Below are 13,761 nucleotides of genomic sequence, written 5' to 3' on the forward strand. Positions count from 1 at the left end.
TCCCCCCCGGGGCCCCCGGCCGGCCCCGCCGGGGCGCACGGGACCACCCGCGACCACGGCCGAGCGCCGTGGTCGCTTCCGTGTGCGCGGCCCCCGTCGCCCAGGGTCCACCGGCGGCACGCGACCCCGGACCGAACACCACGGCGGCACCGGCCGGGAGCCGGGAACATGCGGCACGCCCCGGCCGGGGGCCGAGGAACACCGCACCGCCCAGCCGGGCCGAGGAACGCGGCGTCGGACGGGAGACGGCCGGGCCGCAGGGCGTACGACGAACCGCCGCCGGCACCGGTCCGGCGGCGGTCCACGGGTGCGACGCGCCCGGGCCCGGGACGCGGCCGGCCGGAGCCGGTCGTCGCGTCCCGGGCCCGGGTCGACGGGGTGGGCCGGGTCAGCCCCTGACCGGGCTCGACTGGTAGGACAGGACCTGCCAGTCGCCGTCGGCGCGGACGGTGATGAAGACGATGCGGCTGCTCCGCTCGGGGGCGACCTCGTTCTCGCCGGCCAGCAGGATGCCGCCCTCGGCGACGATCATGGCCGAGTCCCGGTGCAGCATGCTGATCTCGACGGGCTCGAAGGTCATCCGCGCCCCCTTGTACGGACCGGCGAACGCATCGGTCAGCCAGGCCCGGATCTCGTCCCGGCTCTTGAGCTGCTCGTCGCCCATCAGCATGCTGCCGTTGTCGGTGAACATCTCGGCGATGGCGTCGGCGTCGTTGGCGTCCCAGTTGGCCCGCACCCGCAGCGGCGCGGTGAGGGCGTGGCCCTCCTCCCCGTTGCTGTACGGTCCGTAGTGCTTCGCCCACTTCTTGGACTGCTCGACCAGCGACGCTGCCTTGTTGGTCATGGTGTGCTCCTCTGCCGGTGTCGGATGTGGGTGCTCGCCGGCGCTCCGGTCGCGCCGGCACTGATACCGCTGGTGGTCACCGCCTCGGGCCACGACCGGGTCGCGTCGCCGGCCGTGACCCCGCCCGGCGCGCTACCGCGCCGGGCCCGCCGCACCGGCGGCCAGCGCCGGCTCGGTGGCCGCGGCCACCCCCCTGATCAGGTCCGCCGCCTTCTCGCCGATGGCGATGGTCGCGGCGTTCGGGTTGCCGCTGACCAGACGGGGCATCACGGAGGCGTCCGCGACGCGCAGCCCGTCGACGCCGAGGACCCGCAGCTCCGCGTCGACCACGGCACCCATGGCACAGGTGCCGGCCGGGTGGTAGATGGAGTGCGCGTACCGGCGTACGTAGTCCCGCAGGTCCGCGTCGGACTCCGAGGCCGGCGGCCGGAACGGCCGCTCCGTGTACGGCGCGAGGGCCGACTGCCGGGCGATGTCCAGCCCGATGCGCAACGCGGCCACCGCGTCGTCCAGGTCGGACTCCTCGGCGAGGTAGTTGTGGACGATCTTCGGCTTCGCGGTGGGGTCGGGCAGGGCGAGCTGCACGCTGCCCCGGCTGCGGGGCGCCAGCATCGACGGGCCGTAGGACAGGGCGTGGTCGGTGGGCGTACCGAGGCCGTTGTCGGCGAACATCACCGGCGCGGACAGGAACTCCACGTCCGGCGCGGACAGTCCGTCGGCGGTCCGGACGAAGCCGCCCGCCTCGGGGCCGTTGGAGGTCATCGGCCCCCGCCCCTCGGACACGAACTGCTCGAGGTCGTCGGGGGTGCCGGCGGCGATCAGGCTGACCGGGTGCGAGTGGGCGTAGATCAACGGCACCAGGAGGTGGTCCTGGAGGTTCTGCCCGACCTGCGGCTGGTCCAGCACGACCGGCACGCCGAGCGCCGTGAGCAGCGCCGCCGGCCCGATGCCGGAGAGCATGAGCAGCTGCGGCGAGTTGTACGCCCCGCCGGACAGCACCACCTCCCGCTCGGCCCGGATCTCGATGTCCTCGCCGAGCCGCTGGCCCACCACACCCACCGCCCGGCCGTTCTCGACCAGCACCCGGTGCACCTGGAGGTTCACCTCGACGGTCAGGTTGGGCCGGTCGGCCGCGGGGTGCAGGAAGGCGGTGGCGGTGCTGGCCCGCCGGCCGTCGCGCTGGGTCAGCTGGAACAGCCCGAAGCCGTCCTGCTGGGCGCCGTTGAAGTCGTCGTTGGCGCCGAAGCCGGCCTGCTGGGCCGCCGCGACGAAGGCGGCGGACATCGGGTTGCGGGACCGGCCGTCGGAGACCCGCAGCGGACCGCCCGTCCCGTGGTAGGCCGACTCGCCCCGCTCGTTGTCCTCCGACCGCCTGAAGTACGGCAGCAGCTCGTCGAAACTCCATCCGGGCTGGTTCCACCCGTCGAAGTCGGACCGGTTGCCCCGGACGTAGATCATCGTGTTGATCGAGCTGGTGCCGCCCAGGACCCGGCCGCGGGGCAGGTAGATCCGGCGACGGTGCAGGTACGGCTCGTCGTGCGTGTCGTAGTCCCAGTCGAGCTGGGTGCGGAACAGTTGGCCGAACGCCACCGGAACGTGCACGTTCTGCGCCGTGTCCGCCGGGCCGGCCTCGACGAGGCAGACCCGGACGTCGGGATCCTCGCTCAGTCGCGCGGCCAGCACGCAGCCCGCCGATCCCGCGCCGACGATTACATAGTCGTACATCCACCCCTCCTCGTCGCGTGCCCGCCCGCAGGCGTGACATCAGCGCAGCTGGTACGGGATCCCGGGCCGCGACCGGCGTCACCGGCTGCCGCGGCCCGAGCCCGGTGTCAGATGTAGAAGCTGTTCGGCTCCAGGCCGCAGAGCACCCGGCCGTAGAGCTCGAAGTTGGTCTGCGGCGTCATCAGGGCGTGCAGGTTGACCGTCTGCACGTCCCGGGCGATCCGCTGGATCGGCACCGAGCTGTAGACCGACGATCCGCCGCTGGCCCGGGCCAGCACCTCCACCGCCTCGCGGCCCAGCTGGCAGACCGCGCCCACGTCGGCACGGGAACGGACCCGCTCCTCGAGCGTCCACGGTTCGCCGGAGCGGCCCTTGCTGTCGGTCAGGTCGGCGACCCGGTACCCGTGGAAATCCGCCTGGTCGGCCTTCAACGTCGCCTCGGCAACCTGGAGGTGGGTCACCGGCGCCTCCGCCTGGCTGGCGTAGTCGGTGTAGGTGATCTTCCGGCCGGGCAGCCGCTCGAAGAACGCCTCCCGGGCTGCCCTGGCCAGCCCCATCACGGTGCCGACCGAGGACGCGGCGGCGACGCCGAGCAGGGGTGCGCGGTACATCGGCGACTCGGCGTTGAGCTTCGAGGCGTACTGGCCCTGGAGGATCGCCGGCAGCGGCAGCACCCGCTCCTGCGGCACGAACACGTCCCGGGCGACGGTGGTGACGCTGCCCGAGCCCCGCATCCCCGCGGTGTGCCAGTCGTCGACGACCTCCAGGTCCGACATGGGCACCAGCATCATCAGGGGCATCGGGGTGCCGTCCGGCGCCGCCCCCATCGCGATGATCTCCTGCCACTGGCTGTGCAGGGCACCGCTGATGAACCCCCACTGGCCGTTGAGCAGGACGCCCCCCGGCTGAAGCTTCGCGCTGCCGGTGGGGCTCAACGTGCCGCAGACCCGGACGTCGGGCGTGCCGAACACCTCGTCCTGCACCTCGTCGGGGAACATCCCGACCATCCAGCCCGGGATGCACCACACCGAGGCGGTCCAGGCGACGGAGCCGTCACCCCGGGCCAGCTGGGCCGTCACGTCGGTCAGCGTCCGGGTGTCCGACTCGTACCCCCCGTACCGCTTCGGGATCCGCATCCGGAACAGGCCGGCGGCGGCCATCGCCTCGACCACCTCGTCGTGCATACGGCGGTTCTCCTCGGACCAGCTCGCGTACTTCTGCAACAGGGGCACCAGCTCCGTCGCGCGACGCACCAGTTCCGTGCCGGGCACCGTCTGGGTGACGTCCACCCTGACCTCCTCGAAATCGTCGGTTCGGCGGTTACACCACCGCCGCGTGACCGCCGGGCGCACGGCGCGGGACCGGGCCGGCGGGGGCGTCCGCCCCGGTCGCGTCCGGTCCGGCCATCCGTCACCGGCGGCGGGCGGCGCGGTCGCACGGGGCGCGCCCCGCCTGGGGTGGCCCTGGCATCGTCTGCTCCCGCCGGAGCCCGACGCATCTCCGCAAGTGCGGTGTCGCGCGGTCCGCCAGCTCCGGCCCGCCGCCGCGGTGGGCCCAGCTGGTACGGCAGCGCAATCAAGGAGATGCAGCCGGTGACGGCCCCCGGCAACGATTCGGGGTAGCGATCACGACCGGTACCCGGCGTCGGCGCACCCCGCCGCCCGAACCGACGAAGGAGCACCCCCATGACCACGACCACCGAGGCCAACCGACCCGATCTCGACGCCTACTACGGGCCCTTCACCAGCGAGAAGGAGAAGGAGGCCCTCAGCGTCCCGCTGCGGCTGGTCGCCGCCTGGAGCCGCAACGACGCCGCCGGCGTCGCCGACAGCTTCACCGAGGACGGCATCCTCATCCTCCCCGGCGACGTCTACAAGAAGGGCCGCGACGAGATCTACTCGTTCATGGCCGCCGCCTACGCCGGCCCGTTCAAGGGCACCGGCGTCACCGGCAACCCCGTCGACGTGCGGTTCGTCAACGACGAGGTCGCCCTGCTGCGCACCCACGGCGGCATCCTCGCCCCCGGCGAGACCGAGATCGCCCCGGAGCTCGCCGTCCGCTCGACGTGGGTCGTGGTCAAGCGCGACGGCGAGTGGAAGCTCGCCGGCTACCAGAACAGCCCCCGCGGTGCCGGCGCGACGCTGCGCTGGTGACCGCCCATTCCCCGCGACGATCGGCAAGGAGCACCCATGACCACCAAGGCAGCGTCGCGGTGGCGCGACGCGACGGAGATCCTCGAGGCCGCCCGCGTCGCGGAGGACCACTCCTACTACCGGGAATTCGTCAGTGACGACGAGAAGGCCGTCCTGGCCGTACCGCAGCTGATCCAGGCCGCGTGGAAGGCCAACGACCCGGACTTCTTCGCCGGCCTCTTCGCGGAGAACGGCAGTCTGCTCATGGGCGACGAGCAGCTGACCAGCCGCGAGGAGATCCGCGCCTTCATGGCCAAGGGGTTCGCGGGCCCGTACCGGGGCGCCTACGTCAAGGGCTACCCGGTGTCGGTCAACTTCCTGCACCCCGACGTCGCCATGGTGGTCACCGGCGGCGGCATCATCCTCGCCGGCGAGAGCGAGGTCGCCGCCGAGCGGCACATCCGGGCCACCTGGATCATCGTCCGCCAGGACGACGGCCGCCCACTGCTCCTCTCGCACCAGAGCAGTCCTGTCACCGGCTGACCCGGGGGCCGGCCCGTCGGGGCCGGCCCCCACCAGCAGTCCCATCCAGCGACGTACGAGGAGAGACCGATGTCGACAGATCCTGCCCAGTCCGTGGAACGGCCGTCGCCGGCGCGGATGTACGACTACTTCCTCCACGGCACGAACAACTACCCGGTGGACCGGGCCGCGGCGGAGGCCGTCATCGGGCGGGTCGGACAGACGCTGACCCGCGACGTGGTGTGGGAGAACCGGCGCTTCCTGGGCCGCGCCGTCCGGCACCTCGCGGCCGAGTGCGGGATCCGGCAGTTCGTCGACGTCGGGGCGGGCCTGCCGAGTCAGGAGAACACCCACCACGTGGCACGCCGCGCCGTGCCGCAGCCCCGGGTGATCTACGTGGACAACGATCCGGCGGTCGCCGAGCACGGCAGGCGCCTGCTCACCGAGGACGAGCGGGCCAACACCGGGATCTTCACCGCCGACCTCCGCGACCCCGGGTCGATCCTCGACCACCCCGACACCAAGTCCCTGATCGACTTCTCCCAGCCCGTCGGGGTGCTGTTCATCGCGGTGTTCCACTTCGTCCGCGACAGCGAGGACCCGAAGGGCATCATCCGGGCCTTCCGCGACCGGATGGCTCCCGGCTCCTACCTGGCCCTGTCCCACCTCTGCGTGGAGGGTGGGCCCGACGAGGAGCGCAGGATGATGGAGGACAGCTACCGCAACGCCACCGCGCCGATGGTCTACCGGACCGCCGCGCAGATCGGCGAGCTCTTCGAGGGCTTCGAACTCGTCACGCCCGGCCTCGTGCCGACCGGCCGGTGGCGGCCCGACGACCCGGACGCCACCTCCACCGACCGGATGTACGCCGGGGTGGCGCGCAAGCTCTGAGCCGTCCCGCCCGCCGCAGCACCCACCTGGACCCACAACCGAGGAGAGACATGCGCGTCGTGTTCGCCCTGTGGCCCAACCCGGCCCACCTGTACCCGCTGGTTCCGCTCGCGTGGGCGTTGCAGAGCGCCGGCCACGAGGTCCGCGTCGCGTCCCACCCGATCCTGGCGGAGAGCACGCTGGCGGTCGGGCTGACCCCGGTCGCGGTCGGCGCCCCGGAGATCATGCCGATGGGGCCCGGCCGGCCGCAGCCGCGCAGCGTCAAGCAGCGGCTCGACCGGATCACCGAGGCGCTGGAGCTGACGCCCGCGGACAAGGAGGTCTGGGACGTCTTCTACCAGTTCATGCTCCCCTCCATGTGGGACTTCCACCCGGTCGGGTCCACCGCCCGCGACCCGCACCCGGTCCTCGACGACCTGGTCGCCTTCACCCGCGACTGGCAGCCTGACCTGGTGCTCTGGGACCCGTGCTTCCCGGCCGGCGCGGTGGCGGCGCGCGTCGCCGGGGCGGCGCAGGCGCGGCTGCTCTGGGGGCTGGACTACTTCGCCTCGACGATGGACCGGTTCGCCGAGCGGGCCGCCCGGCCGGGCCCGGGCCCGGAGGAGAACCCGCTGGTCGAGACCATGCGCCCGGCGGCCGAGCGGTACGGGCTGGAGATCGACGACGAGCTGCTGCTGGGCCAGTGGACCGTCGATCCCACTCCCCCGGGCGTACGACTGCCGACCAGCGCCAGGACGGTGCCGGTGCGTTGGGTGCCGTACTCGGGGCAGACGGTGCTGCCCCGCTGGCTGCACCAGCGGCCGGAGCGACCCCGCGTCGCGCTCTCCCTCGGGCTGTCCCAGCGGATGTACTTCAAGGGGGGCTGGGACCACGTGCCCGGCCTGCTGGAGATGGTCTCCGACCTGGACGTCGACGTGGTCGCCACGCTCAACGCCGACCAGTTGGCCGGCATGCCGAAGCTGCCGGACAACGTGCGCGCGGTGGACTACCTGCCCCTGACCCAGCTGCTGCCGTCCTGTTCCGCGCTGGTGCACCACGGCGGCATGGGCACCTTCGCCAGCGCGGTGGCGCTGCGGGTGCCGCAGCTGATCACCGACTCCGACGACGACAACGGCATGATCACCATCGAGGCCGACGGCCTGGAGTGGTCGATGGCCACCAAGCACATCGAGTCGTCGGTGACCGCCCGCTGCGTCGCCGAGCGCGGCGCGGGGTTGGTCCTGGACATCAAGAACCTCTCCGTGGACGCGATGCGCAAGCAGCTGGTCCGCGTGCTCGACGAGCCGGCGTTCCGGCAGGGCGCCGACTCGCTCCACGACGACCTGCTCGCCACGCCCAGCCCGACCGAGACCGTCCCGGTGTTGGAGAAGCTCACCCGACGGCACCGGGCCTGACCCAGGCCGTCGCCGCCGCCGGCGGGCGGGCCGGACCGGACGCCCGCCGGCACCATCCGGTCGCGCACCGCCCGCCAGCGGCCCACCCGGGTGGCGCCCCGCGCCGCCCCGCTGCCGCCTGCCCGCCGCCACCCGCGTCGCCGTCGGTGGACGTGCGTCCCCGACCACAGGAGAAGCGATGATCAACGTCTTCCAGCCGAGCCTCGGCGCCGAGGAGCTCGACGCCGTCCGCGCCGTCTTCGACAGCAACTGGCTGGGGCACGGGCCACGCACCAGGGAGTTCGAGCAGGAGTTCGCCGCGCACGCCGGCCTGGTACCCGAGCGGACGATCTTCATCAACTCGGCCACCTCCGGCCTCTTCCTCGCCGTGGAGCTGCTGGGGCTCGGGCCGGGCGACGAGGTGGTGCTGCCCTCGATCAGCTTCGTCGGGGCGGCCAACGCCATCGCCTCGGCCGGTGCCCGACCGGTCTTCTGCGACGTCGACCCGCGCACGCTCAACCCGTCCGTGGCCGACGTGGAGCGGGCCCTGACGGCCACCACGAAGGCGGTGATCCTGCTGCACTACGGCGGCGTACCCGGCGAGGTGGCCGAGATCGCCGAGCTGTGCCGCCGGCGCGGGGTGGCTCTGGTGGAGGACGCGGCGTGCGCCGTCGCGTCGACCGTCGACGGGCGCCCGTGCGGCAGCTTCGGCGACATCGCCATGTGGAGCTTCGACGCGATGAAGATCCTGGTCACCGGCGACGGCGGCATGCTGCACGTGCGCGACGCGGAGCTGGCGCGGCGGGCCCACCGGCTGGCGTACCACGGGCTGGAGCACGCCAGCGGCTTCTCCGCCGCCGGCAAGGGGGTGCCGCACCGCTGGTGGGAGCTGAACGTACGCGACTTCGGTCGCCGGGTGGTCGGCAACGACCTCACCGCGGCGATCGGGCTGGTCCAGCTCCGTCGCCTGCCCGGGTTCGTCGCGCGACGGCGGGAGATCGCCGCGGCGTACGACCGGCTGCTCGCCGACGTCGAGGGCGTCCGGCTCCCCCCGCCGTTGCCCGCCGGGCAGCGCGGTTCGCACTACTTCTACTGGGTGCAGCTCGACCCGGCGATCCGCGACCAGGTGGCCGCCGACCTGCTCGACGTCGGGATCTACACCACGTTCCGCTACGCGCCGCTGCACAAGGTGCCCGCGTACGGCGCCGGTCGGCACCTGCCCGGCGCCGACGAGGCGGCGCGGACCACCCTCCTCCTACCGATCCACCAGGGACTGGACGATGCAGACGTACGAACGGTCGTCGACGGCCTGCGCAAGTCCGTCGAGCAGCGACAGGGCCGGGCCGGTGACTGACCGGGCGGCACAGCCGGTGGCCGGCCCGCCCCGGCGACGGGGCACCGACGCCGGGAGGCCCCGATGAAGGCCCTGGTGCTCTCCGGCGGCGCCGGCACCCGGTTGCGCCCGCTGAGCCACTCGATGCCCAAGCAACTCGTCCCGGTCGCGAACAAGCCGGTCCTGGAGCACGTGCTGGAGAGCGTCCGCGACGCCGGCGTGACCGAGATCGGCGTGATCGTGGGCAGCTGGGCCGACCAGATCGGCGAGGCCCTCGGCGACGGCTCCCGCCTCGGGGTCCGGCTGACCTACCTGCGTCAGGACCGGCCCCGAGGGCTGGCCGACTGCGTCCGCCTGGCCCGGCCGTTCCTGGGCGACGACGACTTCGTCATGTACCTCGGCGACGTCATGCTGCCCGAGGGTGTCGCCCGGTACGCCGACCAGTTCCGCCGGCACCGCCCGGCGGCCCAGGTGCTCGTGCACAAGGTGGACGATCCGCGCGCCTTCGGCATCGTGGAGCGGGACCCCGACGGCACGGTACGCCGGCTGGTGGAGAAGCCCCGGCAGCCGCGGGGGGATCTCGCGCTGGTCGGCGTCTACTTCTTCACCCCGGCCATCCACGCGGGTGTCGACGCCATCACGCCCAGCCAGAGGGGCGAGCTGGAGATCACCGACGCGGTGCAGTGGCTGGTCACCAGCGGCGCGCAGGTGCGCGCCAGCGAGTACGACGGGTACTGGCGCGACACCGGCCGGGTGGCGGACCTGCTGGCCTGCAACCGGCACCTACTCGACGGCCAGCCGCGCGCGGTCGCCGGCACCGTGGACGAGGCGAGCGAGCTGACCGGCGCCGTGGTCGTGGAGCCGGGCGCCCGGATCGTCGCCAGCCGTGTCGAGGGCCCGGTGGTCATCGGCGCGGGCACCGTGATCGAGGGGTGCCGGATCGGCCCGCACACCGCGATCGGGCGCGGCTGCCGGCTCGTCGACGCCGAGGTGGCCGACTCGATCGTGCTGGAGGACGCCTCGATAACCGCCGTCCGTGGCCTGCGCGGCTGCCTGATCGGCCGGTCGGCCACGGTCAGCCTCAGCCCGGCGGCCGGGAGCCGGCTGGTGGTCGGCGACCACACCCGGATCGAACTCGCCGCATGACGCTCGTACGGCCGCCGACCGACGCCCGCTGCCGGGCACGATCCGAGAGGAAGATGGGATGAGCGACCCCAAGGCGCTGCTGCTGGACAGCGTCCGCAAGTACCACCAGGAGGTCCAGGAGGATCGGCCGTTCGTCCCGGGGGAGACCGAGATCTGGCCGTCGGGCGCGGTGCTGGGCGCCGAGGAGCGGGTGGCGCTGGTCGAGGCCGCGCTGGACCTGCGGATCGCGTCCGGGCAGAACGCCCGCCGCTTCGAGTCGGCCTTCGCCCGCAAGCTGCGGGTCCGCAAGGCGCACCTGTGCAACTCCGGTTCCTCGGCCAACCTGCTGGCGGTCTCGGCGCTCACCTCGGCCCAGCTCGGCGACCGGCGGCTACGCCGGGGCGACGAGGTGATCACGGTGGCGGCCGGGTTCCCCACCACGGTCAACCCGATCCTGCAGAACGGGCTGGTGCCGGTCTTCGTCGACATCGAGTTGGGCACCTACAACGCCACCGTCGAGCGGGTGGCCGCCGCGATCGGCCCGAAGACCAGGGCCATCATCCTGGCCCACGCGGTGGGCAACCCGTTCGCGGTCGCCGAGATGGCGCAGCTCGCCAAGGAGCACGACCTGTTCCTCATCGAGGACAACTGCGACGCCGTCGGGTCCTTCTACGACGGCCGGCCCACCGGCAGCTTCGGCGACCTGGCCTCGGCGAGCTTCTATCCCGCGCACCACATGACGATGGGCGAGGGCGGCTGCGTGGTCACCAACAACCTGGCCCTGGCCCGGATCGTGGAGTCGCTGCGCGACTGGGGCCGGGACTGCTGGTGTGACCCGGGCAAGAGCAACACCTGCATGAAGCGGTTCGAGCACCAGCTGGGCACCCTCCCGGAGGGCTACGACCACAAGTACATCTACTCGCACGTCGGGTACAACCTGAAGACCACCGACCTGCAGGCCGCCCTGGGGCTGGCCCAGCTGGCCCGCGTCGACGAGTTCTGCGCCGCCCGGCGGCACAACTGGCGGCGCCTGCGCGAGGGACTGGACGGGGTGCCGCACCTGCTGCTGCCGCACGCCACGCCGCGCAGCGACCCGAGCTGGTACGGCTTCGTGATCACGGTGGAGCCGGGGGCGCCGTTCGACGTGCCCGAGCTGGTGGGCTTCCTGGAGGATCGCAAGATCGGCACCCGGCGGCTGTTCGCGGGCAACCTGACCCGGCACCCCGCGTACGCCGACCAGCAGTACCGGGTCGTCGGCGAGCTGACCAACAGCGACATCGTGACCAGCCAGACCTTCCATGTCGGGGTCTTCCCCGGGCTCACCGACGAGATGGTCGACTACGTCGTCTCGTCCATCCGCGAGTTCGTCAAGACCTACGGCTGACCGGCGGGGTCCCGGACCTGGGGCCCGGCAGCTTCCCTGATTGGAGCACAGATGGGTGTTCTGTCCGACCAACGAGAACCTCGGGTGGCGGTCGTCGGGCTCGGCTACGTCGGGTCCTGCATCGCCGCGGTCCTGGCCGAACGCGGCCTGGACGTGACGGGCGTGGACGTCGACCCGCACCTGGTCGACGAGCTGCGGGACGGGCACTGCCGGTTCGAGGAGCCCGGCCTGCCGGAGCTGGTCCGCGCCGGCATCGAGGGTGGCCGGCTGCGGGTGACCACCGACTACGCGGCGCTGGCCGAGACCGACGTCGTCCTCGTCACCGTCGGTACGCCGGTGCGCCGCGACGGCTCGCTCGCCGACGAGCAGCTCCGTGGCGCCTGCGTCGAGTTGGCCCGCCACCTGCGGCCCGGCCAACTGGTCGTGATCAAGAGCACGGTCCCGCCGGGCACCACCCGCGACTTCGTGCTGCCGCTGCTGGAGCGCGGCGGGCTGCGCGGCGGGACCGACTTCGGCATCGCCTTCACCCCGGAGCGCCTCGCCGAGGGCACCGCCCTGCGCGAGCTGCGGACCTTCCCCATCGTCGCCGGCGGCCTGGACGCCGACAGCACCCGCGCGGCCGGCGGGTTCTGGCAGCGGGCGCTCGGGGTGGAGGTGATCCCGGTGGACTCCCTGGAGGCGGCGGAGATCGTCAAGCTCGCCGACAACTGGTGGATCGACCTGAACATCGCGCTCGCCAACGAGCTGGCCAAGTTCAGCGCGCTGTTCGACGTCGACGTGCTGGACGTCATCTCGGCCGCCAACAGCATCCCGAAGGGCAAGAGCAACATCAACATCCTGCTGCCCAGTGTCGGGGTCGGCGGCTCCTGCCTGACCAAGGACCCGTGGATGGTCTGGCACTCCGCCCGGGAGCGGGGCCTGGAGATCCTCACCGCGCCGGCCGGCCGGCAGGTGAACGCGGGGATGCCGGGCTACACGGCGCGCCTGGCCCTGGACGAGCTGGCCGCTCTCGGCAGGTCCGCGGAGACGGCGACGGTGACGGTGCTGGGCCTGGCGTTCAAGAACGACACCGGCGACCTGCGGGCCACCCCGACGCTGCCGGCCGTCGCGGCCCTGCGCGAGGCCGGTTGCGAGGTACGCCTGCACGACCCCCTGGTCGACCCGGACGAGGCGGAGAAGCTCTTCGGCCTGCGGCCGGTCGACAGCCTCGACGAGGCGGTACGGGGCACGGACTGCGTGGCCGTACTGGCCCACCACCGGCGGTTCGCCGAGATCGACTACGCCGCGCTGCCGGTGTCCCGGCCCTGCCTGGTGCTCGACGGGCGCGCGTACTTCCCGAAGGACAGGATCGCCCAGCTGCGGGCCGCCGGCTACCACTACCGGGGGATCGGCCGGTGAGCGCGCGGGTGGTGGTGACCGGCGGGCACGGCTTCATCGGCGGTCACCTGGTCGACCGGCTGCTGGAGCGCGGCGACGACGTCACCGTCTTCGACGGCCCGGCCCCGCCGGTGGGACGCTCGCCGGCCGCGACGCACGCCCGCCTGGTGGAGGGCGACGTCCGCGACCCGCGCCGGCTGGCCGAGGCGATCACCCCCGGCGTCGACGTCGTCTACCACCTGGCCGCCGTGGTGGGCGTCGACCAGTACCTGTCCCGTCCGCTGGACGTCGTCGACATCAACTTCACCGGTACCCGCAACGTGCTCGACCTCGCCTGCCGGGCCGGGGCCCGGGTCGTGCTCGCCAGCACCAGCGAGGTCTTCGGCAAGAACCCGGCGGTGCCGTGGGCGGAGGAGGACGACCGGGTGCTCGGCGCGACGTCCGCCGACCGCTGGACGTACTCGTCGAGCAAGGCCCTGACCGAGCACCTGACGTACGCCTTCGCGCGGCAGCACGGGCTGGCGGCGACCATCGTCCGCTACTTCAACGTCTACGGCCCCCGGCAGCGCCCGGCGTACCTGGTCAGCCGCTCGGTGCACCGGGCGCTGAACGGGCGCCCGGTGGTGGTCTACGACCAGGGCCGGCAGACCCGCTGCTTCACCTTCGTCGACGACGCCGTCGCCGGTACGCTCGCCGCCGCCACCAACCCGGCGGCGCTCGGCGAGTCGTTCAACATCGGCAGCATGGTGGAGAACACCATCGCCGAGGTGGCGGAGATGATCGGCACGTTCACCGGCACCGACGCCGTGACCGACGTGGACACCCACCGGGTGCTGGGCAGCGCGTACGAGGACCTGGCCCGGCGGATCCCGGACACGACGAAGGCCCGCACGCTGCTGGGCTGGAAGTGCGACGTGCCGTTGCGTACCGGCCTGGAGCGCACGGTGCACTGGGCCCGGGAGAACCCCTGGTGGTTGGCCCTGCCCGACACCGGCGCGAGCTGACGCCCCGACACCGAGGCGCGGGCCCGCCCCCCCCGGGGGGGGGGGGGCCGC

At 73.0% G+C, this 13,761-nt stretch carries 12 protein-coding genes; 9 read left to right on the forward strand and 3 right to left on the reverse strand.

Translation table 11 applies throughout. From position 1 onward, the window contains the following. Positions 1-388: 388 nt before the first annotated feature. The 3 genes from AB0D32_RS32440 to AB0D32_RS32450 all read right to left on the reverse strand — a co-directional run bounded on the left by AB0D32_RS32440 (position 389) and on the right by AB0D32_RS32450 (position 3,858). Positions 389-844, reverse strand: coding sequence for an SgcJ/EcaC family oxidoreductase (locus AB0D32_RS32440; RefSeq protein WP_357098698.1), 456 nt, complete (start codon positions 842-844; stop codon positions 389-391). 132 nt (positions 845-976) lie between these two features. Continuing rightward, on the reverse strand, positions 977-2,569 hold the full coding sequence (locus AB0D32_RS32445) for a GMC family oxidoreductase N-terminal domain-containing protein (protein WP_357098701.1): 1,593 nt from the start codon (positions 2,567-2,569) through the stop codon (positions 977-979). Positions 2,570-2,676: 107 nt separating this feature from the next. Beyond that, positions 2,677-3,858, reverse strand: a complete 1,182-nt coding sequence (locus AB0D32_RS32450; RefSeq protein ID WP_357098704.1) for an acyl-CoA dehydrogenase family protein — start codon at positions 3,856-3,858, stop codon at positions 2,677-2,679. A gap of 396 nt (positions 3,859-4,254) precedes the next feature. Between AB0D32_RS32450 and AB0D32_RS32455 the strand changes: the two genes are divergently transcribed. The 9 genes from AB0D32_RS32455 (at position 4,255) to AB0D32_RS32495 (ending at position 13,710) form a co-directional block, all read left to right on the forward strand. Further along, on the forward strand, positions 4,255-4,722 hold the full coding sequence (locus AB0D32_RS32455) for an SgcJ/EcaC family oxidoreductase (protein WP_357098707.1): 468 nt from the start codon (positions 4,255-4,257) through the stop codon (positions 4,720-4,722). Between the two features lie 36 nt (positions 4,723-4,758). Further along, on the forward strand, positions 4,759-5,244 hold the full coding sequence (locus AB0D32_RS32460; protein WP_357098710.1) for an SgcJ/EcaC family oxidoreductase: 486 nt from the start codon (positions 4,759-4,761) through the stop codon (positions 5,242-5,244). Between the two features lie 69 nt (positions 5,245-5,313). Then, positions 5,314-6,114 carry an SAM-dependent methyltransferase gene (locus tag AB0D32_RS32465; protein WP_357098713.1) on the forward strand — a complete coding sequence of 267 codons (801 nt, stop codon included), beginning with the start codon at positions 5,314-5,316 and terminating at the stop codon, positions 6,112-6,114. Positions 6,115-6,164: 50 nt separating this feature from the next. Beyond that, positions 6,165-7,508: a nucleotide disphospho-sugar-binding domain-containing protein gene (locus tag AB0D32_RS32470; protein ID WP_357098716.1), complete on the forward strand. Its 1,344-nt coding sequence runs from the start codon at positions 6,165-6,167 to the stop codon at positions 7,506-7,508. 178 nt (positions 7,509-7,686) lie between these two features. Further along, positions 7,687-8,841 carry a DegT/DnrJ/EryC1/StrS family aminotransferase gene (locus AB0D32_RS32475; protein WP_357098719.1) on the forward strand — a complete coding sequence of 385 codons (1,155 nt, stop codon included), beginning with the start codon at positions 7,687-7,689 and terminating at the stop codon, positions 8,839-8,841. A 63-nt stretch (positions 8,842-8,904) separates the two neighbouring features. Next, on the forward strand, positions 8,905-9,966 hold the full coding sequence (locus tag AB0D32_RS32480; RefSeq protein ID WP_357098722.1) for a glucose-1-phosphate thymidylyltransferase: 1,062 nt from the start codon (positions 8,905-8,907) through the stop codon (positions 9,964-9,966). A gap of 58 nt (positions 9,967-10,024) precedes the next feature. Further along, on the forward strand, positions 10,025-11,329 hold the full coding sequence (rfbH, locus tag AB0D32_RS32485) for a lipopolysaccharide biosynthesis protein RfbH (protein WP_357098725.1): 1,305 nt from the start codon (positions 10,025-10,027) through the stop codon (positions 11,327-11,329). 51 nt (positions 11,330-11,380) lie between these two features. Next, on the forward strand, positions 11,381-12,727 hold the full coding sequence (locus AB0D32_RS32490) for a nucleotide sugar dehydrogenase (protein WP_357098728.1): 1,347 nt from the start codon (positions 11,381-11,383) through the stop codon (positions 12,725-12,727). Next, complete coding sequence (locus tag AB0D32_RS32495) at positions 12,724-13,710, forward strand: NAD-dependent epimerase/dehydratase family protein (protein WP_357098731.1); 987 nt, start codon at positions 12,724-12,726, stop codon at positions 13,708-13,710. Before AB0D32_RS32490 ends, AB0D32_RS32495 begins: the two co-directional genes overlap by 4 nt. Positions 13,711-13,761 lie beyond the last annotated feature (51 nt).

The organism is Micromonospora sp. NPDC048170 (assembly GCF_040652795.1).
GTDB lineage: Bacteria > Actinomycetota > Actinomycetes > Mycobacteriales > Micromonosporaceae > Micromonospora.

Coding starts and splice junctions, on each gene's coding strand:
- AB0D32_RS32440 (WP_357098698.1), bottom strand. CDS start 844: ATGACCAACAAGGCAGCGTCGCTGGTCGAGCAGTCCAAGAAGTGGGCG.
- AB0D32_RS32445 (WP_357098701.1), bottom strand. CDS start 2,569: ATGTACGACTATGTAATCGTCGGCGCGGGATCGGCGGGCTGCGTGCTG.
- AB0D32_RS32455 (WP_357098707.1), top strand. CDS start 4,255: ATGACCACGACCACCGAGGCCAACCGACCCGATCTCGACGCCTACTAC.
- AB0D32_RS32460 (WP_357098710.1), top strand. CDS start 4,759: ATGACCACCAAGGCAGCGTCGCGGTGGCGCGACGCGACGGAGATCCTC.
- AB0D32_RS32465 (WP_357098713.1), top strand. CDS start 5,314: ATGTCGACAGATCCTGCCCAGTCCGTGGAACGGCCGTCGCCGGCGCGG.
- AB0D32_RS32470 (WP_357098716.1), top strand. CDS start 6,165: ATGCGCGTCGTGTTCGCCCTGTGGCCCAACCCGGCCCACCTGTACCCG.
- AB0D32_RS32475 (WP_357098719.1), top strand. CDS start 7,687: ATGATCAACGTCTTCCAGCCGAGCCTCGGCGCCGAGGAGCTCGACGCC.
- AB0D32_RS32480 (WP_357098722.1), top strand. CDS start 8,905: ATGAAGGCCCTGGTGCTCTCCGGCGGCGCCGGCACCCGGTTGCGCCCG.
- rfbH (WP_357098725.1), top strand. CDS start 10,025: ATGAGCGACCCCAAGGCGCTGCTGCTGGACAGCGTCCGCAAGTACCAC.
- AB0D32_RS32490 (WP_357098728.1), top strand. CDS start 11,381: ATGGGTGTTCTGTCCGACCAACGAGAACCTCGGGTGGCGGTCGTCGGG.